The sequence below is a fragment of the Pseudomonas sp. LBUM1641 genome, assembly GCF_059716235.1.
Map to the genome: position 1 here is coordinate 1,911,887 of NZ_CP166815.1, position 18,659 is coordinate 1,930,545.

General features: G+C 60.6%; 16 protein-coding genes. 7 read left to right on the forward strand and 9 right to left on the reverse strand.

Annotated elements, in window-relative coordinates:
• Position 1: 1 nt before the first annotated feature.
• Both ACA046_RS08715 and mfd read right to left on the reverse strand, forming a co-directional pair.
• Positions 2-571 (reverse strand): CsiV family protein, encoded by a 570-nt coding sequence (locus tag ACA046_RS08715; RefSeq protein ID WP_459027049.1) that lies wholly within the window; start codon positions 569-571, stop codon positions 2-4.
• A gap of 11 nt (positions 572-582) precedes the next feature.
• On the reverse strand, positions 583-4,032 hold the full coding sequence (gene mfd, locus ACA046_RS08720) for a transcription-repair coupling factor (protein WP_017477206.1): 3,450 nt from the start codon (positions 4,030-4,032) through the stop codon (positions 583-585).
• 339 nt (positions 4,033-4,371) lie between these two features.
• Between mfd and ACA046_RS08725 the strand changes: the two genes are divergently transcribed.
• On the forward strand, positions 4,372-5,835 hold the full coding sequence (locus ACA046_RS08725; protein ID WP_076017242.1) for a glyceraldehyde-3-phosphate dehydrogenase: 1,464 nt from the start codon (positions 4,372-4,374) through the stop codon (positions 5,833-5,835).
• Between the two features lie 163 nt (positions 5,836-5,998).
• On the opposite strand, the gene ACA046_RS08730 is transcribed toward ACA046_RS08725, so the two are convergent.
• Both ACA046_RS08730 and ACA046_RS08735 read right to left on the reverse strand, forming a co-directional pair.
• Positions 5,999-7,297: an MFS transporter gene (locus ACA046_RS08730; RefSeq protein ID WP_497676277.1), complete on the reverse strand. Its 1,299-nt coding sequence runs from the start codon at positions 7,295-7,297 to the stop codon at positions 5,999-6,001.
• Positions 7,298-7,583: 286 nt separating this feature from the next.
• Positions 7,584-8,126: a chalcone isomerase family protein gene (locus ACA046_RS08735; RefSeq protein ID WP_497676278.1), complete on the reverse strand. Its 543-nt coding sequence runs from the start codon at positions 8,124-8,126 to the stop codon at positions 7,584-7,586.
• A gap of 235 nt (positions 8,127-8,361) precedes the next feature.
• Here ACA046_RS08735 and sthA point away from each other — a divergent pair, with 235 nt between their 5' ends.
• Positions 8,362-9,756, forward strand: a complete 1,395-nt coding sequence (gene sthA, locus ACA046_RS08740; RefSeq protein ID WP_076017245.1) for a Si-specific NAD(P)(+) transhydrogenase — start codon at positions 8,362-8,364, stop codon at positions 9,754-9,756.
• A gap of 42 nt (positions 9,757-9,798) precedes the next feature.
• On the opposite strand, the gene ACA046_RS08745 is transcribed toward sthA, so the two are convergent.
• Both ACA046_RS08745 and ACA046_RS08750 read right to left on the reverse strand, forming a co-directional pair.
• Complete coding sequence (locus ACA046_RS08745) at positions 9,799-10,521, reverse strand: glycerophosphodiester phosphodiesterase (RefSeq protein ID WP_459027055.1); 723 nt, start codon at positions 10,519-10,521, stop codon at positions 9,799-9,801.
• Positions 10,522-10,587: 66 nt separating this feature from the next.
• Complete coding sequence (locus tag ACA046_RS08750; protein WP_497676279.1) at positions 10,588-11,172, reverse strand: PilZ domain-containing protein; 585 nt, start codon at positions 11,170-11,172, stop codon at positions 10,588-10,590.
• Positions 11,173-11,266: 94 nt separating this feature from the next.
• On the opposite strand from ACA046_RS08750, the gene ACA046_RS08755 reads away from it, so the two are divergent.
• The 3 genes from ACA046_RS08755 to ACA046_RS08765 are packed head-to-tail and all read left to right on the forward strand — an operon-like array spanning position 11,267 to position 14,511.
• Positions 11,267-12,517 (forward strand): lipoprotein-releasing ABC transporter permease subunit, encoded by a 1,251-nt coding sequence (locus tag ACA046_RS08755; RefSeq protein WP_076017246.1) that lies wholly within the window; start codon positions 11,267-11,269, stop codon positions 12,515-12,517.
• Between the two features lie 7 nt (positions 12,518-12,524).
• Positions 12,525-13,208 (forward strand): lipoprotein-releasing ABC transporter ATP-binding protein LolD, encoded by a 684-nt coding sequence (gene lolD, locus ACA046_RS08760; protein WP_445573021.1) that lies wholly within the window; start codon positions 12,525-12,527, stop codon positions 13,206-13,208.
• Positions 13,209-13,266: 58 nt separating this feature from the next.
• Positions 13,267-14,511, forward strand: coding sequence for a lipoprotein-releasing ABC transporter permease subunit (locus ACA046_RS08765; protein WP_076017248.1), 1,245 nt, complete (start codon positions 13,267-13,269; stop codon positions 14,509-14,511).
• 118 nt (positions 14,512-14,629) lie between these two features.
• Here the strand turns inward: ACA046_RS08765 and ACA046_RS08770 are convergent, their stop codons facing one another.
• The gene (locus tag ACA046_RS08770; RefSeq protein ID WP_497676280.1) at positions 14,630-15,982 is read right to left on the reverse strand and encodes a heavy metal sensor histidine kinase; all 1,353 of its coding nucleotides are present in this window, start codon (positions 15,980-15,982) and stop codon (positions 14,630-14,632) included.
• Positions 15,982-16,662, reverse strand: a complete 681-nt coding sequence (locus ACA046_RS08775) for a heavy metal response regulator transcription factor (protein ID WP_459027062.1) — start codon at positions 16,660-16,662, stop codon at positions 15,982-15,984. The genes ACA046_RS08770 and ACA046_RS08775 overlap by 1 nt, the downstream gene beginning before the upstream one ends.
• Positions 16,663-16,818: 156 nt before the next feature.
• On the opposite strand from ACA046_RS08775, the gene copI reads away from it, so the two are divergent.
• Entirely contained in the window at positions 16,819-17,349 is a 531-nt protein-coding gene (gene copI, locus ACA046_RS08780) for a copper-resistant cuproprotein CopI (protein ID WP_076017251.1), read from the forward strand.
• A 57-nt stretch (positions 17,350-17,406) separates the two neighbouring features.
• Positions 17,407-18,237, forward strand: a complete 831-nt coding sequence (gene queF / locus ACA046_RS08785) for an NADPH-dependent 7-cyano-7-deazaguanine reductase QueF (protein ID WP_219272457.1) — start codon at positions 17,407-17,409, stop codon at positions 18,235-18,237.
• 126 nt (positions 18,238-18,363) lie between these two features.
• Here the strand turns inward: queF and ACA046_RS08790 are convergent, their stop codons facing one another.
• Positions 18,364-18,630, reverse strand: a complete 267-nt coding sequence (locus ACA046_RS08790; protein WP_076017253.1) for a DUF4404 family protein — start codon at positions 18,628-18,630, stop codon at positions 18,364-18,366.
• Positions 18,631-18,659: the final 29 nt, after the last annotated feature.

The window sequence follows — 18,659 nt, forward strand, 5'->3', positions numbered from 1 at the left end:
ATCAGTCCTGCACGTCGGGCGGTGGTGCGCTGGGCGGCTTGGCGGTCAGCGAAGTGATCTTGATCAGCAGGGCGAGGTGGCCGCCGTCCAAATAGTTGAGCTGGTTGTTCTTGGTGCGCACGTCTTGCTGGCTGAGGTGTTCGCTGGCAACGACACTGCCGTTGGCGTCGAACTGGTTGACCCAGAAGTCGGCGTCGATATCGGTAAAGCGCCCGAGCTGCAGGCTCAGGGTGCCTTCGATGGGAAACTGGCCGAACTGTTCCTGGCCGTCGCTGATGGCCAGCTTCACCGGTTGTTCGCCGAGGTTCTGATCCCATGCCCGGTGCAGCAACACGGTGTAGTTATTGTCGGCGCTGAGCTTGTCGACGATGTTGCCCAGCCGCGGCGGGCTCATTTTGTCGGCCGGCAGGCGAGGGGCCCCCGCGTCCCAGTCTTCCGGCGCCGCACGACTATTGATCACCGGCTCGGCGTTCTGGCGCACCAGAATCATTTCCACCAGGTACGGGCTGTCGGCGAACGCCGAAGGCGCAACGACCACCAACAACAAGCTCAAAATGCGGAACAGGCGCATTGGGGCGTCCTTCAAGCAGATTTCGGGATGAGGCGCTCAAACAGCGCCTCCAGTGTATTAAAGCGTTCTTCGGCGCGTTCCATCGGCACCATGAACTTGAACAGCGTAGCCCCTTCGAACTTGTAGCGATTGGGCTGGCCCTGAATCAGCTTGATCAGCACCAGGGGGTCCACCGGCGTCTGCGCTTCGAACTCGATACGCCCACCTTGCGGCCCGGCGTCGACCTTCTTGATGCCCAACTGCTCGGCCTGCAATTTGAGCAGGGTCAGGCGCACCAGGTTCTTGGTCGGTTCCGGCAACAGGCCGAAACGGTCGATCATCTCCACTTGCAGGTCCTTGAGACCGTCTTCGTCGGTGGCCGAGGCGATGCGCTTGTACAGGATCAGGCGTGCGTGCACATCCGGCAGGTAGTCTTCGGGAATCAATGCCGGCAAGCGCAGGTTGATTTCCGGGCCGCCACCCAGCGGTTGGTCGAGGTTCGGTTGCTCGCCCTTGCGAATGGCTTTTACCGCCCGCTCGAGCATTTCCATGTAAAGGGTGAAACCCACGGCCTGGATCTGCCCGCTCTGGCCATCGCCCAGCAGTTCACCGGCACCACGGATTTCCAGGTCGTTGGTGGCCAGCACAAAGCCGGCGCCGAGGTCCTGGGTATTGGCGATCGCTTCCAGGCGCTTCTCGGCGTCGGAAGTGATCTGTTGGCGCGGCGGCGTCAGCAAATAAGCGTACGCCTGGTGGTGACTGCGCCCAACCCGGCCGCGCAACTGGTGCAGCTGGGCCAGGCCGAACTTGTCGGCGCGCTCGATGATGATGGTGTTGGCGCTCGGCACGTCGATGCCGGTCTCGATGATGGTCGAGGCGATCAGCACGTTGAAGCGCTTGTGGTAGAAGTCGCTCATCACCTGTTCGAGTTCGCGTTCGCGCATCTGCCCGTGGCCGATGGCGATCCGCGCTTCCGGTACCAGTTCGGCGAGGTCGGCGGCGCATTTCTCGATGGTTTTCACATCGTTGTGCAGGTAGTACACCTGGCCACCACGCAGCAACTCACGCAGCAGGGCTTCCTTGACCGTGCTTTTGTTCTGCTCCATGACGAAGGTGCGCACCGACAAACGCCGCGCCGGCGGCGTGGCGATGATCGACAGGTCACGCATGCCCGACACCGCCATGTTCAGCGTGCGCGGGATCGGCGTGGCGGTGAGGGTCAGGATGTCGACTTCACTGCGCAGGGCCTTGAGCTGTTCCTTCTGACGGACACCGAAGCGGTGCTCTTCGTCGATGATCACCAGGCCGAGGTTCTTGATCTTCACGTCGTCCGACAGCAGTTTGTGGGTACCGATGACAATGTCGATCTTGCCTTCCGCCAGGTCGGCGATGGCCGCATTCACTTCCTTGGCGGATTTGAAGCGGCTCATCACTTCCACGGTCACCGGCCAGTCGGCAAAGCGGTCGCGGAAGCTGTTGTAGTGCTGCTGGGCGAGCAGGGTGGTCGGTACGAGGATCGCCACTTGGCGGCCGCCATGCACCGCGATGAAGGCCGCGCGCATCGCCACCTCGGTCTTGCCGAAGCCCACGTCGCCGCACACCAGGCGGTCCATCGGCTTGGGCGCCAGCATGTCGGCGCGCACGGCGTCGATGGTGGTTTGCTGGTCCGGGGTTTCTTCAAAGGCGAAGCCCGCGCTGAAGGTGGCGTAGTCGGCTTTGGGGTCGGCGAAGGCATAACCTTCGCGGGCGGCACGGCGGGCATAGATGTCGAGCAGTTCGGCGGCCACGTCGCGTACCTGTTCGGCGGCCTTGCGCTTGGCTTTCTGCCAGGTCTCGGAACCGAGGCGGTGCAACGGCGCGAGGGCGTCGTCGCTGCCGGTGTAGCGGGCGATCAGGTGCAGGTTGGCCACGGGCACATAAAGCTTGGCGCCCTCCGCGTATTCCATGGTGAGGAATTCAGCCACCTGGTTGTCGATTTCGAGGGTTTGCAGGCCCAGGTAACGGCCCACACCGTGGTCGATATGCACCACCGGCGCGCCTTCGCGCAGTTCGGTGAGGTTCTTGATCACCGCGTCGTTGTTGGCGTCGGCGCGTTTTTCGCGGCGGCGGCGCTGCATCACCCGCTGACCGAACAGCGGGCTTTCGGCAATCAGCGCCAGGGCCGGGTCGTCCAGCAGCAAGCCTTCGTCCAGCGGCGCGATGGTGATCGCCAGGCGATCCTTGCTCGCGACAAAGTCCGGCCAGCTGTCGACGGTTTTCGGCCGCAGCTTCAGGCGTTCCAGCAACTCCAGCAGCACCTCGCGGCGCCCGGCGGACTCGGCGGTAAACAGCACGCGCCCGGGGAAGTCGCCGAGGAAATTCGACAGCGCTTCCAGCGGCTGGTTGGCCTTGGCTTCAATTGCCAGGTTCGGCAGCGCTTGTGCCGGGAAGCGCTCGCGGCCGGCACCGGCGTCCACGTCCTGTTGGCTGGCGACTACGCGCGGCCAGTTTTTCAGGCGGGCGAAGCAGTCTTCCACCGGCAGAAACAGCTCGGCCGGTGGCAATAAAGGACGCGACGGGTCGACGCGGCGTTCTTCATAACGGTTGCGCACGTCATTCCAGAAGTTCTCCGCCGCTTGTTCGATGCCTGGCAGCGAGAACACTTGGGTGTCCTGGGGCAGGTAATCGAAGAGGGTCGAGGTTTCGTCGAAGAACAGCGGCAGGTAGTACTCGATACCGGCGGGCGTAATCCCGCTGCTCAAGTCCTGGAAGATCGGGCAGCGGCGGAAGTCCACGTCAAAGCGCTCGCGGAAACGCGCCTTGAAGCGCGTGACCGCGTCTTTTTGCAGCGGGAACTCCCGGGCCGGCAGCAGCTTGACCGAGTCGACCTTGTCGATGGAGCGCTGGTTTTCCGGATCGAAGGTACGCAGGGTTTCGATTTCGTCGTCGAACAGGTCGATCCGGTAGGGCAGTTTGCTGCCCATCGGGAACAGGTCGATCAGCGCGCCACGCACCGCGAACTCGCCGTGCTCGTACACCGTGTCGACGCAGCGATAGCCACTGGCCTCAAGCCGGGTGCGCATTTGTTCCACATCGAGCTTCTGGCCGATATCCAGCACCAGGCTGCTGCCCAGCAGGAACTTGGTCGGCGCCAAGCGATGCAGGGCCGTGGTGATCGGCACCACCAGCACGCCGTGGGCCAGTTCCGGCAAGCGGTACAGGCTGGCAATGCGCTGGGAAATGATGTCCTGGTGCGGCGAGAACAGATCGTAGGGCAGGGTTTCCCAGTCCGGGAAATGCAGCACCGGCAAATCGGGGGCGAAGAAACTCAGCTCCTGTTCCAGCCGCTCGGCACTTTGGCTGTCGGCGGTGAGCAGCAGGGTAAAGCGCTTGGCAGCGCTGGCAGCCTCGGCGATGGCCAGGCTCAGGGCGGCACCGGGCAGATTGCCCCAGTGCTGTTTACCTGCCGCGGCAGGGAGAAGCGGTAGACGCAGAACGGGCACGGAAGGTTGAGCTCCAAGCGTTGCGACAAAGTCGGTAATTGTAACGGCCCGGAGTGCCGCCTGTCAGTTGCTGACTGAGCCTATTACGGTTTCTAGGAAATGTAGTGGCTAAGACAAACAATGGCGTCTTTTGACTCATTATGTAGTGCCGAAATCGGTGTATGTTTCGGAGGGTTACGGACACTTTGTCACAATGGCCCAGAAGGGGGTGCGCTGGAAGCCACGTATTTACTGGGCTCCAGCGGGGTGATATTTTTTTGCAAGGGGTTTTGTTGTGGTGCGCGCATTGCTCCGAGGGCGGTCGGGCGGCATAATGTAGCCCCTTTTTTCTGCCCCTACATGTGGAAGGTTCCCGTGACTCAGAAGCCCGACCAGTGTCTTGGTGAATGGATCGACCGTGAAGCACTCGCTGAAGCGATGATTCCGCTTATCGGTCAGCTCTACCGCAATAACAACGTGGTGAGCTCGATCTATGGCCGCAGCCTGATCAACCAATCAGTCATCGCGATTCTCAAGGCTCATCGCTTTGCTCGCCATCGTTCCGCCGACGACAGCGAACTCTCCGTCCACGAAACATTCCCCCTGCTCAAGGCCATGAGCGAGCTCAAGCTCGGCGCGGCCTCGGTAGACCTGGGCAAGCTGGCCTATAAATTCCGCAAAGAAGGCGCTGGCCGCACCGCCGAGCAGTTCGTGCGTGAAGAAATGGCCGATGTGGTTGGCCAGCAAAACGCTGCTGCCCGCAAAGGCACTGACGTTGTGCTGTACGGCTTCGGTCGTATCGGCCGCCTGCTGGCGCGCATCCTGATCGAAAAAACCGGTGGTGGCGACGGCCTGCGCCTGCGTGCCATCGTGGTGCGTAAAGGTGCAGAAAACGACCTGACCAAACGCGCCAGCCTGCTGCGTCGCGACTCGGTACACGGTCCGTTCAACGGCACCATCGTCATCGACGAAGAAAACAACACCATCACCGCCAACGGTAACCTGATCCAGGTGATCTACGCGAAGAACCCGGCTGAGGTGGATTACACCCAGTACGGCATCAAGGACGCATTGCTGGTGGACAACACCGGTGTGTGGCGTGACGCCGAGGGCCTGGGCCAGCACCTGGCTTGCCCGGGTATCGACCGCGTTGTCCTGACTGCGCCTGGCAAGGGCAAGCTGAAGAACATCGTGCACGGCATCAACCATGCTGAAATCACCGCTGACGACAAGATCGTGTCCGCCGCTTCCTGCACCACCAACGCCATCGTGCCGGTGCTGAAAGCCGTGAACGACAAGTTCGGCATTGTTAACGGTCACGTTGAAACGGTTCACTCGTACACCAACGACCAGAACCTGATCGACAACTTCCACAAGGGTGATCGCCGTGGCCGTAGCGCCGCGCTGAACATGGTAATCACCGAGACCGGTGCTGCCACCGCTGCTGCCAAGGCCCTGCCTGAGCTGGCCGGCAAGCTGACCGGTAACGCGATCCGTGTTCCGACGCCGAACGTGTCGATGGCCATTCTCAACCTGAACCTTGAGAAAGCGGCCACCCGTGAAGAGATGAACGAGTACCTGCGCTACATGGCGCTGCACTCCGATCTGCATAAGCAAATCGACTTCGTCAACTCGCAGGAAGTGGTTTCCACCGACTTCGTTGGCTCGCGCCACGCCGGTGTGGTGGACGCTGAAGCGACCATTACCCAGGATAACCGCGTTGTTCTGTACGTCTGGTACGACAACGAATTCGGTTACAGCTGCCAGGTGGTTCGTGTGATGGAAGACATGGCTGGGGTTAACCCGCCAGCATTCCCGCGCTAAGCATCAGCGGTAAATGAAAAAGCCCCGACTGGTTCGGGGCTTTTTTATGTCTGTTGTTTTTGTGTTGCTTGTACCGGCCTCATCGCAGGCAAGCCAGCTCCCACATTTTGATTTGTGAATACATTTCAAATGTGGGAGCTGGCTTGCCTGCGATAGCGATCTATCAAGCGCCGCCGACTATCGACGCCTGCGCAGTCCGCAGTTCATGCCGATTGCCTTTAAACAGGACCAATGTGGCGATCAAGCCCAGCACTGCCGCGCCGCTGAGCCAGATGCCCGGTGCCGCCTTGTTGTCCAGCACGTGGATCAGGTAGGTACAGGCTGCCGGAGTAAAGCCGCCAAAGGTCGCCGTCGCCAGGCTGTAGGCCAGGGAGAAACCGGTGGTGCGCACTTCTACTGGCATGATTTCGGTCAGCGCTACAACCATCGCGCCGTTGTACGAGCCATACAGGAACGACAGCCAGAGCAGCACGATCAGCAGATGGCTGAAGCTCGGGTTGACCACCAGCCAGGACAGCGCCGGATACGCGGTGAGGATCGCCAGAATCGTCGCCCCCAGCAGCAGGGGTTTACGCCCGATCTTGTCGGACACCGCACCCATCACCGGCAGCCAGATGAAGTTGGAGATGCCGACGCACACGGTTACCAGCAAGGCGTCGAAGTCCGACAGGTGCAATTCGGCCTTGCCGAAGGTCGGGGTGTAGGCGGTGATCAGGTAGAACGACACGGTGGTCATTACCACCAGCGCCATGCCGGCGATCACGATGCCGAAGTTCTGGCCGATCGAGCGGACGATTTCCTGCAGGGTAGGGCGGTGTTTGCGTGCCTGGAATTCCGGAGTTTCTTCCAGGGAGCGACGAATCACGAAGATCACCGGCACGATCAGGCAACCGATCAGGAACGGCACGCGCCAGCCCCAATCACCCATTTCTTCCGGGCTGAGCCAGTGGTTCAGGCCCACGCCCAACAGACCGGCGAATACCACCGCGGCTTGCTGGCTGGCGGACTGCCAGCTGACGAAGAAGCCTTTGCGGCCCGGGGTGGCGATTTCCGCCAGGTACACCGACACGCCGCCCAGCTCGACACCGGCGGAGAAGCCTTGCAGCAGGCGACCGAACAGCACGATCAGCGGCGCCGCGACACCCAGGGTGGCGTACCCGGGCACGCAGGCGATCAGGACGGTACCGGCAGCCATCATCGCCAGGGTGATCACCAGGCCCTTTTTACGGCCGTGACGGTCGATGTAGGCACCGAGGAAAATTGCGCCCAGCGGACGCATCAGGAACCCGGCACCAAAGGTCGCCAGGGAAAGCATCAGGGACGCGAAAGCGCTGTCGGTGGGGAAAAATGTCTTGGCAATGGCCGTGGCGTAGAAGCCGTAGACCATGAAGTCGAACATCTCAAGGAAGTTACCGCTGACAACGCGAAAGATCGCCTTGCCCTTGCCCGTTGTAGTGGACATGTCATGCACTCATTTTGGCTATCTTATTGGTAATCCCTGGTCGCAACCGTCCTTGCTGTTGAAGCTCTGGCACGAGGCTGGCGCTGAACAGTTTTGTAACGATATGTGTATAAGCCACCACAGGCAACAAAAAACCGATAGCAAGCTGGCAAATTGCCGCAGGCCTCCGGGTGATGAAAATCCAATGTGGGAGCGGGCTTGCTCGCGAAAACGGTGTGTCAGTCAGCTTATGAGTCACTGATACATCGCATTCGCGAGCAAGCCCGCTCCCACCGGGTTTTTGCGATCAGTTGAGGAGGGTATTGCGCAGGCTGTCGGACAAGCCCTTTGGTGCCAGCCAGATTCCCAGATAAGCCTTGGCCAACTCGTCATTGCGACTGCTGAACACCACCGTGCCGTTGATTTCCAGGTTCAGGCCGCGTTGAGGCTGGAAGTCCAGCGCATAACGGTCGCCGCTGCGGATGTTGCGAAAGCTTTTGTGCAATTGCTCCAGTTCAGGTTTCAGGCGGGCGAGGGCGGCGGGTGTTTGCTGGCGTTCAAGGGTGGCGGTGGCGGCCTTGATGACATCGTTGCGGTCGATATCGCGAAAGTAATACAGCTCCAGGCGCAGGTCTTTTTGCCGGTCCAGGGCCTGTTTGGCGTTCAGGTCAGCTTGGGCGAACAGTGCTGCTGCATACACATCTGCCCAGAGATAGGTCAGGACAGCCTGGCTTTTCAGAACCAGTTGATGAGATTGCGCCGGAAAATTGGCTTGTTTGAGGCGATCAGCCTCATTCGCCAGCGCCGGGATGGAAAACATCAGCAATAAACAAACAATCACATGTCGCATAATGGCCCGTCCTGAAAGGTGCTTGCCTACAGGTTAATTCAATAACGAACGCTGTGTAGTAAAGGCAAAACTGGCCTACGACGCGACCAAGGGTTAATGTGCGCGGCGTTGAGCCTTCTATAGACTGTGCCCCGGCTCACACACTTGAGCCACATTGATCCTTCATGACCGCTGGCCGCGGCATGATTTAGCCAGGCGCCCAACCGTGCGCCCTGGCCTGTTCTGAGGAGTACGCATGGCTGTCTACAACTACGACGTAGTGGTACTGGGTTCCGGCCCAGCTGGAGAAGGTGCGGCGATGAACGCCGCCAAAGCAGGGCGCAAGGTGGCGATGGTCGATAGCCGTCGCCAGGTCGGCGGTAACTGCACCCACCTGGGTACCATCCCGTCCAAGGCCTTGCGTCACTCGGTGCGCCAGATCATGCAGTTCAACACCAACCCGATGTTCCGGGCCATTGGTGAGCCGCGCTGGTTCTCGTTCCCGGACGTGCTCAAGAGCGCTGAAAAAGTCATTTCCAAACAGGTTGCCTCGCGTACCGGCTTCTATGCCCGTAACCGCGTCGACCTGTTCTTCGGCACCGGCAGCTTCGCCGACGAGCAAACCGTCGAGGTGGTCTGCGCCAACGGCGTGGTCGAGAAGCTGGTGGCCAAGCACATCATCATTGCCACCGGCTCGCGTCCGTATCGCCCGGCGGATATCGATTTCCACCACCCGCGTATCTACGATAGCGACACCATCCTCAGCCTGGGCCACACCCCGCGCAAACTGATCATCTACGGCGCCGGCGTGATCGGCTGTGAATACGCCTCGATCTTCAGCGGCCTGGGTGTATTGGTCGAGCTGGTGGATAACCGCGACCAGTTGCTGAGCTTCCTCGACTCGGAAATTTCCCAGGCGTTGAGTTACCACTTCAGCAACAACAACATCACTGTGCGCCACAACGAAGAGTACGAGCGGGTCGAAGGCCTGGACAACGGTGTGATCCTGCACCTGAAATCCGGCAAGAAGATCAAGGCCGACGCCTTGCTGTGGTGCAACGGCCGTACCGGCAACACCGACAAGCTGGGCATGGAAAACATTGGTGTGAAGGTCAACAGCCGTGGCCAGATCGAAGTCGACGAGAACTACCGCACCTGCGTGACCAACATTTACGGTGCCGGTGACGTGATCGGCTGGCCAAGCCTGGCCAGTGCCGCCCACGACCAGGGCCGCTCGGCCGCTGGCAGCATTGTCGACAACGGCAGCTGGCGCTACGTCAACGACGTGCCGACCGGGATCTACACGATTCCCGAGATCAGCTCCATCGGCAAGAACGAGCACGAACTGACCAAGGCCAAGGTGCCTTACGAAGTCGGCAAGGCGTTCTTCAAGAGCATGGCGCGTGCGCAGATCGCCGGTGAGCCCCAGGGCATGCTGAAGATTCTGTTCCACCGCGAGACGCTGGAAGTGCTCGGCGTGCATTGCTTCGGCTATCAGGCGTCGGAGATCGTGCACATCGGCCAGGCGATCATGAACCAGCCGGGTGAGCAAAATACCCTCAAGTATTTCGTCAACACCACGTTCAACTACCCGACCATGGCTGAAGCCTATCGGGTAGCGGCCTACGACGGCCTCAACCGGCTTTTTTGAGCGGCTCCGGCCGGTGGCCTGAGCCGGCCGGGGAGACCGATTTCAGTAATTCCCGAGGGTGGCAGTGGCCAAACCGGGAAAGTCTGTAATCAGGCTATCTACGCCGAAGTCGGCGAGCCTGCGCATCAGCGCGGGTTCGTTGACTGTCCATACGGACACGTGCAAACCCTGGCGCTGGGCTTTTTCCAGACGCTCAGGGGTGCACAACGTCCAGTTCAACGCCAGAATCTCACAGCCATAGTTGGCCGCGACCTTCAACGGGTCGAGCCAGGCGTATTCGGCTACCAGTCCGCGGGACAGGTCCGGAGTGAGGTCCAGCGCTGCCTTCAACACTTCTCGCGAGCTTGAGGTCACGGTGACCTTGTCCATCAGCCCGAAACGCTGAGCCATTTCACGGATCGCCAGCACGGTGGTTGCCGCGCGGGTGCGCGATGCGCTTTTGACTTCCAGTTGCCAGTGATCGAAGTCGCACTGTTCGAACAGCTCTTCCAGGCGTGGGATCGGGCAGGGAGTGACCCAGCCCGGGCCGCCTTTGCGTGCGTCCATCTTGACCAGGTCGGCAGCCGAATACTCGACGACCTTGCCGCGCCGGTCGGCGGTGCGCTTGAGCGTCGGGTCGTGAATGACCATCAGCTCGCCGTCCATGGACAGGTGCAAATCCAGTTCGCAACGGCGCACGCCGTGCTTGAGGCATTCCTGGAAGCTGGTCAGGGTGTTTTCCGGTGCTTCGCCTTTGGCACCGCGGTGGCCATAAATCAGGGTCACAGTTGCTCCTTTACGCCAGGATTGCTGGCTGGATGGATGACGCGACGCGCCATTCAGTGTTCGTATTCAGGTGTCGGATTCGTCGCTTTTTTCCCGCGCCAGGCGCCGTTCCTGGGCCTGTTTCTGCAGGATATAGCGCGCCAGCAACTGGCGTTGGGCATCGGTCATGGCTTCGAATTCCGTGCCGATTTCAAAGCCGCCGGTCTTGGCGTCGCAATGGGTGACCTTGGCCCGCAGCAACAGGCCGAGGGCTTGTGGCATCAGCACCAGCTTGACCGCCAGGTGGCTGTCGGGCTGGATCGCCGTGGGGCTGAGGAACTCGATGCCGCCTTCGGAAATGACCACGGGCTGCGGCGTACCGATCTTGCCCAGCAGGCTTTGCGCCATGATCTGGCTGAGCAGATCCATGCGTTTGTTCTGCACTTTGAGGAAGGCGGCCAGGGTGCGGTCCCGCTCGCCGATCTGGCGCAGCAGGTGCTGGGATTCGAATTCACTCAGGTGCAACTCGCTGAGCAGATTGAACAGCGGCGAATCATCCAGCAACACTTCCTTGCTCTGCGCTTCCGGGCCCGACAGCGGGGTAATTTCCAGTGCGATCATGTCCTCGATACGGTAGTATTCGCGGCGATCTTCTTCATCTAATGTCGACATGGCGAACCCAAGGCAGCGGTGATGGTCTGAGTGTAAAGCTGCTTACCTGACCCCGCCACAAGGACGTCTTCTTTTCCTCCGAACAAGCCCCGACATGTTCAGACCTCTCTTCGTATTTATTGGCACGCGTTATACCCGTGCAAAACGTCGCAATCATTTTGTGTCGTTCATTTCCTTGACCTCGATGATCGGGCTCGCCCTTGGCGTTGTCGTGATGATCGTGGTGCTGTCGGTGATGAACGGCTTCGATCATGAGATGCGCACCCGCGTGCTGGGCATGGTGCCCCACGCGACCATCGAGTCGGGTGAGCCCATCAGCGACTGGCAAAGCCTGGCCGCCAAGGTCAAGCAGAACCCCAAAGTGCTGGCGGTTGCGCCCTTCACCCAGATGCAGGGCCTGTTGACCAATGACGGCAAGGTGCAGAAAGTCCTGCTCAATGCCATCGACCCGGCGCAGGAACGCAATGTCTCGATCATCGATAACTTCATGCAACAGGGCAAACTGGACGACTTGTCGCCCGGCAGCTTTGGCATTGCTATCGGCGACAAGGCCGCGGCCAAGCTCGGCGTGGGCATCGGCGACAAGCTGACCTTTGTCGCGCCGGAAGTCACCGTGACTCCGGCCGGCATGTTCCCGCGTATGAAGCGCTTCACCGTGGTCGGCATCTTCCATGTCGGCGCCGGTGAAATCGACGGCTACCTGGGCCTCACCAACCTGACCGACCTGGCCCGCCTGCATCGCTGGAAGCCGGATCAAGTACAGGGGCTGCGCCTCAAGTTCAACGACCTGTTCGACGCACCGCGTACCTCGTGGGAAATCGCCCAGCACCTGGGCGAAAACCAGTACTACGCCCGCGACTGGACCCGAACCCACGGCAACCTGTACCAGGCCATCCGCATGGAAAAAGCCATGATCGGCCTGCTGTTGCTGCTGATCGTCGCCGTCGCCGCCTTCAATATCATTTCCACGCTGGTGATGGTGGTGAATGACAAGAAGGGCGATATCGCCATCCTGCGCACCCTTGGCGCCACGCCGGGGCAGATCATGGCGATCTTCATGGTCCAGGGCACGGTGATCGGCGTAGTCGGCACCTTGATTGGCACCGTGGTGGGGATTCTCGCCGCGTTGAACGTGAGTGCCGCCATCGCCGGGCTGGAAGTGTTGATCGGCCACAAATTCTTGAACTCCGACGTCTACTTCATCGACTACTTGCCGTCCCAGGTGCAGAGCCAGGACGTGTTGATGGTCGGCGCTTGCGCGTTGGTCCTGAGTTTCCTTGCCACCCTGTATCCAGCCTGGCGCGCGGCACGTACCCAGCCGGCGCAGGCTTTACGTTATGAGTGAATCGGGCATGATTGAAAAAGCAATCCTGAGCTGCCGCAACCTGGGCAAATCCTACGAGGAAGGCCCGGAATCCGTGGTGGTGCTGTCCAACCTGCAGCTGGAACTGCACCCGGGCGAGCGCGTGGCGATCGTCGGCAGTTCCGGTTCCGGCAAAAGTACCTTGTTGAACCTGTTGGGCGGCCTTGATACGCCGTCCCAGGGCAGCGTCTGGCTGGCTGGCGAAGAACTGTCGGCCCTGGGCGAGAAGGCCCGTGGCCAGTTGCGCAACCGTTCGCTGGGTTTTGTGTACCAGTTCCACCACTTGCTGCCTGAGTTCACCGCCCTGGAAAACGTCTGCATGCCGCTGTTGATCGGCAAGACCGCGATTCCCGAGGCGCGTCAGCGTGCCAAGGCGTTGCTGGAGCGGGTCGGCCTGGGCCATCGCCTGGAGCACAAACCGGCTGAATTGTCCGGCGGCGAGCGTCAGCGTGTGGCGATTGCCCGTGCCCTGGTCAACAACCCGGGCCTGGTGATGCTCGACGAGCCCACCGGCAACCTCGACTCCCACACCGCCCAGGGCATCAAGGACTTAATGCTGGAACTAAGCACCCAGATGCGCACCGCGTTCCTGGTGGTGACCCATGACATGAGCATGGCCCGTCAGATGGACCGTGTGCTGCACCTGCAGGAAGGTCATCTGGTCGCCATCTGACCTGTTTCAAGCCCGGCGCCCGGCGCCGGGTTTTCTATTTTTTCAACGGTGCCCGCGAATGTTCAGACCGTTATCGATTTTCATCGGCACGCGCTATACCCGCGCCAAGCGCCGCAACCGTTTTGTTTCGTTTATCTCGATGACCTCGATGATCGGCCTCGCGCTGGGCGTGCTGGCGATGATCGTGGTGTTGTCGGTAATGAACGGCTTCCAGCGGGAAATGAGCTCACGCATCCTTGGCATGGTGCCCCACGCGACCATCGTTGGTGTGAAGCCGATCAGCGACTGGCAGCCGGTGGCCGCCGCTGCAATGAAGAACCCTGAAGTGACCGCCGCCGTGCCGTTCACCGAGATGGACGGCATGCTGTCCTACAAGGGCGCGATGCAGCCGATCCAGATCAGCGGTGTGGACCCGGCCCAGGAAGGCAAGGTGTCGATTGTTGCCCAGCATATCGTCCAGGGCCATCTGGAAGACCTGAAACCGGGCGAGTTTGGGGTGGTGATCGGTGAGATCACGGCACGGCGTTTCCGCCTGAACGTCGGCGACAAGCTGACCCTGATCGTGCCGGAAATCAGCAGTGCACCCGGTGGAATCACCCCGCGCATGCAGCGCTTGAACGTGGTCGGTGTATTCAAGGTAGGCGCTGAGCTGGATGGCTCCATGGCCTTGATCCACATGGCCGACGCCGCCGAGATACAGCATTGGGAGCCGAACCAGGTGCAAAGCGTGCGCCTGGCGGTGAAAGACTTGTATGCCGCACCCAAGGTCTCGGCGGATATCGCCGCCAGCCTCGGCGCTGACTACAAGGCCGATGACTGGACCCACACCCAGGGCAGTCTGTTCAGCGCGATGAAGATGGAAAAGACCATGATCGGCCTGTTGTTGCTGATGATCGTCGCGGTGGCGGCGTTCAACATCATCGCGACCTTGATCATGGTGGTGAACGACAAGGGCGCTGACATTGCGATCCTGCGCACCATCGGCGCCACGCCACGGCAGATCATGGCGATCTTCATGGTGCAGGGCACGGTAATCGGGATCGTCGGTACCTTGATCGGCGGCATTCTCGGCGTGATTGCTGCGCTCAACGTCAGTGAACTGGTGGGTTGGCTGGAGCGGGTCACCGGGCAGCATATCTTTAGTTCGGACGTGTATTTCGTCAGCAACCTGCCTTCGGAATTGCAGGGCGGGGATGTATTGCTGATTTGCTCGGCAGGGTTTGTGTTGAGCTTTTTGGCGACGATCTATCCGGCGTATCGGGCGGCGAAGATTGAGCCGGCGCATGCCCTCAGGTATTCGTAATTCTTAAGGCCGCCTTCGCGAGCAAGCCCGCTCCCACACTTTGACCGCGTTCTTCCTGAACGCACTCGGTCAAAATGTGGGAGCGGGCTTGCTCGCGAAAGGGCCGGTACAGCTTGCATCAATACCCCCGCGGCAACGCCATCACAAATCTCGTCCAGCCCGCCCCCGACTCACAGAAAATCCGCCCTCCATGGGCTCGCACAATCGACTGGGTAATCGCCAACCCCAGCCCCGCATGCTCGCTGCTCCCTTCATGACGCGCCGGATCTGCCCGGTAAAACCGGTCAAACAACCTTGGTAACAACGCCTCTGGAATACCTTCCCCGGTGTTTTCCACGCTCAACGTTACGCCTTGCATACCCTCGACAATCCGCACACTGACATCGCCACCCGGTGGGGTGAACCGCAGCGCGTTATCCAGCAGATTGGAAATCGCCCGGCGCAACATGCTGCGGTCACCTGAGGTGTTGGCACCCCCTTCCCGAACCAACCGCACCTGGAGGTCCTCCGCCAACGGCGCAAAAAACTCCAGCAATGCATCCACTTCGTCTGCCAGCACCAGGGTTTCGCGCTTGGGCGCCAGCAGCCCATGGTCCGACTTGGCCAGGTACAACATGTCATTGACCAACTGTGCCATCCATTGCAGTTCCTCGAGGTTGCTGTGCAGGGCCTCGCGGTAGTCTTCCAGCGCCCGTGGCTGCGTGAGAATGACCTGAGTCTGTGTCAGCAAATTCGACAGTGGCGTGCGCAGTTCATGGGCGATGTCGGCAGAGAACGCCGAAAGGCGCTGAAAGGCATCGTCCAGGCGCCCGAGCATCGCGTTGAAGGACTGGGCCAGTTCCGCCAGTTCGACCGGCATTTGTTCCTGGGGCAGGCGCTGGGTCAGGGAGTGGGCGGACACGCTGCCGGCCACTTCGCTCATGCGCCGCAGTGGTCGCAACCCGCTGCGGGCGGCCCAGGCACCGAGCAGGGCAGTGGCCAGGGCGGAAAGGCTGACGGTCAACCAGATCAGATGCTGCATGCGTTGCAGGAAGTGTTGGTGGTGGGTGATGTCGAGCATCAGTGTCAGTCGTGGAGAGTCCGCGTTACCAGGCACCAGCGGCACGTTGTATACGCGGTAATCGGTTCCGGCGCTCTGCATGCTGTGCAGGCCAGGCGCCTGGGGCAGGGTGATGCCGGGGGCACCGTCGAACCAGCGCTCATCGCCAGCGGTAATGCGCAGGGCCAGGTCGGGCTGGCGATTGAGCTCCTCCCGCAGCTTTGTTTCTCGTAAGGCAAATCGTTCGGGCGTGTCGGCACCTTGCAATGTGCTGCGCAGCGCTATCAGCTTGCCGTCGAGCAACTGCTGGTCCAGCTCGATAAAGTGCGCCTCGCTGGCATGGTTGAACAGCACGCCGGCCAACAGCGAAACCACGGCGGTACAACCGGCAAACAGCAGTGCCAGGCGGCTGGCCAGGGAAATCCGTTTCATCAACCGAACCTCTCCTCAAGCACGTAGCCCATGCCGCGCACGGTATGGATCAACTTGTTGGGAAAGTTATCGTCGACCTTCAGGCGCAGGCGGCGGATCGCGACTTCGATGATGTTGGTGTCGCTGTCGAAGTTCATGTCCCACACCTGGGAGGCAATCAGCGACTTGGGCAAGACTTCGCCCTGACGTCGCAGCAGCAGTTCCAGCAGGGAAAACTCCTTGGCCGTCAGGTCGATGCGCTGGCCTTCGCGCTCTACCCGGCGGCGGATCAGGTCCATGCGCAAGTCGGCCAATTGCAGGCTGGTTTCCTGGGGCGGGCTGCTGCCACGGCGCAACAGGCTGCGTACCCGGGCAAGCAGTTCGGAAAAGGCAAAGGGCTTGACCAGATAGTCGTCGGCGCCCAGTTCCAGGCCATGCACCCGGTCTTCCACGGCGTCCCGGGCGGTGAGGAACAGCACCGGCATGTCGAGCCCGGCATTGCGTACGGCCTGGAGGATTTGCCAGCCATCGCGACCCGGCAGCATCACATCGAGGATCAACAGGTCGTAGTCACCGGTCAGCGCCAGGTGCTGGCCGGTGGTGCCGTCGGCCACCAGTTCGGTGTTGAACCCGGCCTCGGCCAGGCCCTGGCGCAGGTAGTGGCCGGTTTTCGGTTGGTCTTCGACGATCAGCAGTTTCATGGGCGGCTCATGGTTTTACGTAAACACAGACTTTATACAGCGCAGGTCCTGAGGCAGGCTCAAGCTGACGAAGTTGTAATCTGGCCGTCAGCTGGCTGGCAGCGGCGCATTCGTAAAGTGTCCCACATACTGATTCCGAACTTTTGGAGTGTGACCATGTTTTTGCATAAATCCTGGCTGTTGGCGGGCTGCCTGATGGCGCTGAGTCTTCCGGTGCTGGCATCTCCAGCTGAAACCTTCGCCTTCGGTGAGGCTGCGCCCGCCGCCAAGGCCACGCGGACGGTGGAAGTGGTGCTGCAGGATATTTCCTTTTCGCCCAAGGCCATCGATGTAAAAGCCGGTGAGACTGTGCGCTTTGTGCTGGTCAACAAAGGCCAGTTGCTCCACGAGTTCAATCTTGGCGACGCTGCGATGCACGCCGCGCATCAGCAAGAAATGCTCAAGATGCAGGCCAGCGGCATGCTGACGGCCACCGGCATGAAAATGGGCGATATGGACCACAGTGCGATGGGCCACGGCGACATGGGCGGCATGAAACATGACGATCCCAACAGCGTGCTGGTAGAGCCCGGCAAGACGGCCGAACTGACCTGGACCTTCACCAAAGCCACCGGCCTGGAGTTTGCCTGCAACATCCCCGGTCACTACCAGGCGGGCATGGTCGGCAAGCTGACGGTCAGCCAGTAAGCCATTGACGGGCAAAGGCGGGTAGAATGGCGGCGTTTATTTAGCCAGGTTTCCGCCATGCATCCCGCAGCCGAACATTCGCCGCTGGGCAAGTCCAGTGAATACATCTCCACCTACACCCCGTCGTTGCTGTTCCCGATTCCCCGCGCTGCCAAGTGGGCCGAGCTGGGCCTGAGCGCCGAGACCCTGCCGTATAAAGGCGTGGACTTCTGGAACTGCTTCGAACTGTCTTGGCTCCTGCCCTCCGGCAAGCCCGTGGTGGCCATCGGTGAATTCAGTATCCCGGCCGACTCGCCGAACATCATCGAGTCGAAGTCGTTCAAGCTGTACCTCAATTCGCTGAACCAGACCGCGTTTGTCGATGTGCAAAGCCTTGAGGCCACCTTGCGTACCGACCTGAGTGCCGCGGCCGGCAAGCCGGTTGGCGTGCGCATCCGCAGCCTGAGCGAGGTTGAAGCCGAAGGCGTGGTCGCGTTGCCGGGTGTGTGCATTGATGACCTGGACATTACCGTCAGCAACTACGAGCACCCGCGCCCGGAACTGCTGCGCTGCGACGATTCGCGCGTGGTGGAGGAGAGCGTCCACAGCCATCTGCTCAAGTCCAACTGCCCGGTGACCAGTCAGCCTGACTGGGGCAGTGTGGCAGTGGAGTACCGCGGCGCGGCGCTGGATCACGCCAGCCTGCTGGAATACCTGGTGAGCTTCCGCCAGCACTCGGACTTCCATGAACAGTGCGTGGAGCGGATCTTTCTCGACCTGCAGCGCTTGCTCAAGCCGGAAAAGCTGACGGTGTATGCGCGGTACGTGCGTCGCGGCGGGCTGGATATCAACCCGTATCGCAGTACTGAAGATCTGCAGTTCCAGAACCTGCGCCTGGCTCGTCAGTAGCCTTCACACAAAATAAATGTGGGAGCGGGCTTGCTCGCGAAAGCGGTGTATCAGCCAGCCTATGTATCAGCTGACGGACCGCATTCGCGAGCAAGCCCGCTCCCACATTTGATAGGCGTCCGGCTATTAAATCCCGATGTTACCCAGGGTCACCACAATATTGCGCAAGGTCCCGGCAATGCCCGGGTGGTCCAGTTCAAAGCGTTCTACCGCCAGGTTCACACCATCTGCGATGCTTGGATCCTGAATGGCGCCTTCCAGTGGCTCCTGAACTTCCAGTTCAGCAATCAATGTTTGCAGCTCTTCACGCTTTTCGAGGGGCATTTCTGGATTCTGATCCAATTGCTCGCGCAAAGTTTTGACCTGTTCTTGCAGTTGTTCGCGGGCAGGCATGGCGTTCTTCCTTTTATCGATAGGCACTG

Coding starts and splice junctions, on each gene's coding strand:
- ACA046_RS08715 (WP_459027049.1), bottom strand. CDS start 571: ATGCGCCTGTTCCGCATTTTGAGCTTGTTGTTGGTGGTCGTTGCGCCT.
- ACA046_RS08725 (WP_076017242.1), top strand. CDS start 4,372: ATGTGGAAGGTTCCCGTGACTCAGAAGCCCGACCAGTGTCTTGGTGAA.
- ACA046_RS08730 (WP_497676277.1), bottom strand. CDS start 7,297: ATGTCCACTACAACGGGCAAGGGCAAGGCGATCTTTCGCGTTGTCAGC.
- ACA046_RS08735 (WP_497676278.1), bottom strand. CDS start 8,126: ATGCGACATGTGATTGTTTGTTTATTGCTGATGTTTTCCATCCCGGCG.
- sthA (WP_076017245.1), top strand. CDS start 8,362: ATGGCTGTCTACAACTACGACGTAGTGGTACTGGGTTCCGGCCCAGCT.
- ACA046_RS08750 (WP_497676279.1), bottom strand. CDS start 11,172: ATGTCGACATTAGATGAAGAAGATCGCCGCGAATACTACCGTATCGAG.
- ACA046_RS08755 (WP_076017246.1), top strand. CDS start 11,267: ATGTTCAGACCTCTCTTCGTATTTATTGGCACGCGTTATACCCGTGCA.
- lolD (WP_445573021.1), top strand. CDS start 12,525: ATGATTGAAAAAGCAATCCTGAGCTGCCGCAACCTGGGCAAATCCTAC.
- ACA046_RS08765 (WP_076017248.1), top strand. CDS start 13,267: ATGTTCAGACCGTTATCGATTTTCATCGGCACGCGCTATACCCGCGCC.
- ACA046_RS08770 (WP_497676280.1), bottom strand. CDS start 15,982: ATGAAACGGATTTCCCTGGCCAGCCGCCTGGCACTGCTGTTTGCCGGT.
- ACA046_RS08775 (WP_459027062.1), bottom strand. CDS start 16,662: ATGAAACTGCTGATCGTCGAAGACCAACCGAAAACCGGCCACTACCTG.
- copI (WP_076017251.1), top strand. CDS start 16,819: ATGTTTTTGCATAAATCCTGGCTGTTGGCGGGCTGCCTGATGGCGCTG.
- queF (WP_219272457.1), top strand. CDS start 17,407: ATGCATCCCGCAGCCGAACATTCGCCGCTGGGCAAGTCCAGTGAATAC.
- ACA046_RS08790 (WP_076017253.1), bottom strand. CDS start 18,630: ATGCCTGCCCGCGAACAACTGCAAGAACAGGTCAAAACTTTGCGCGAG.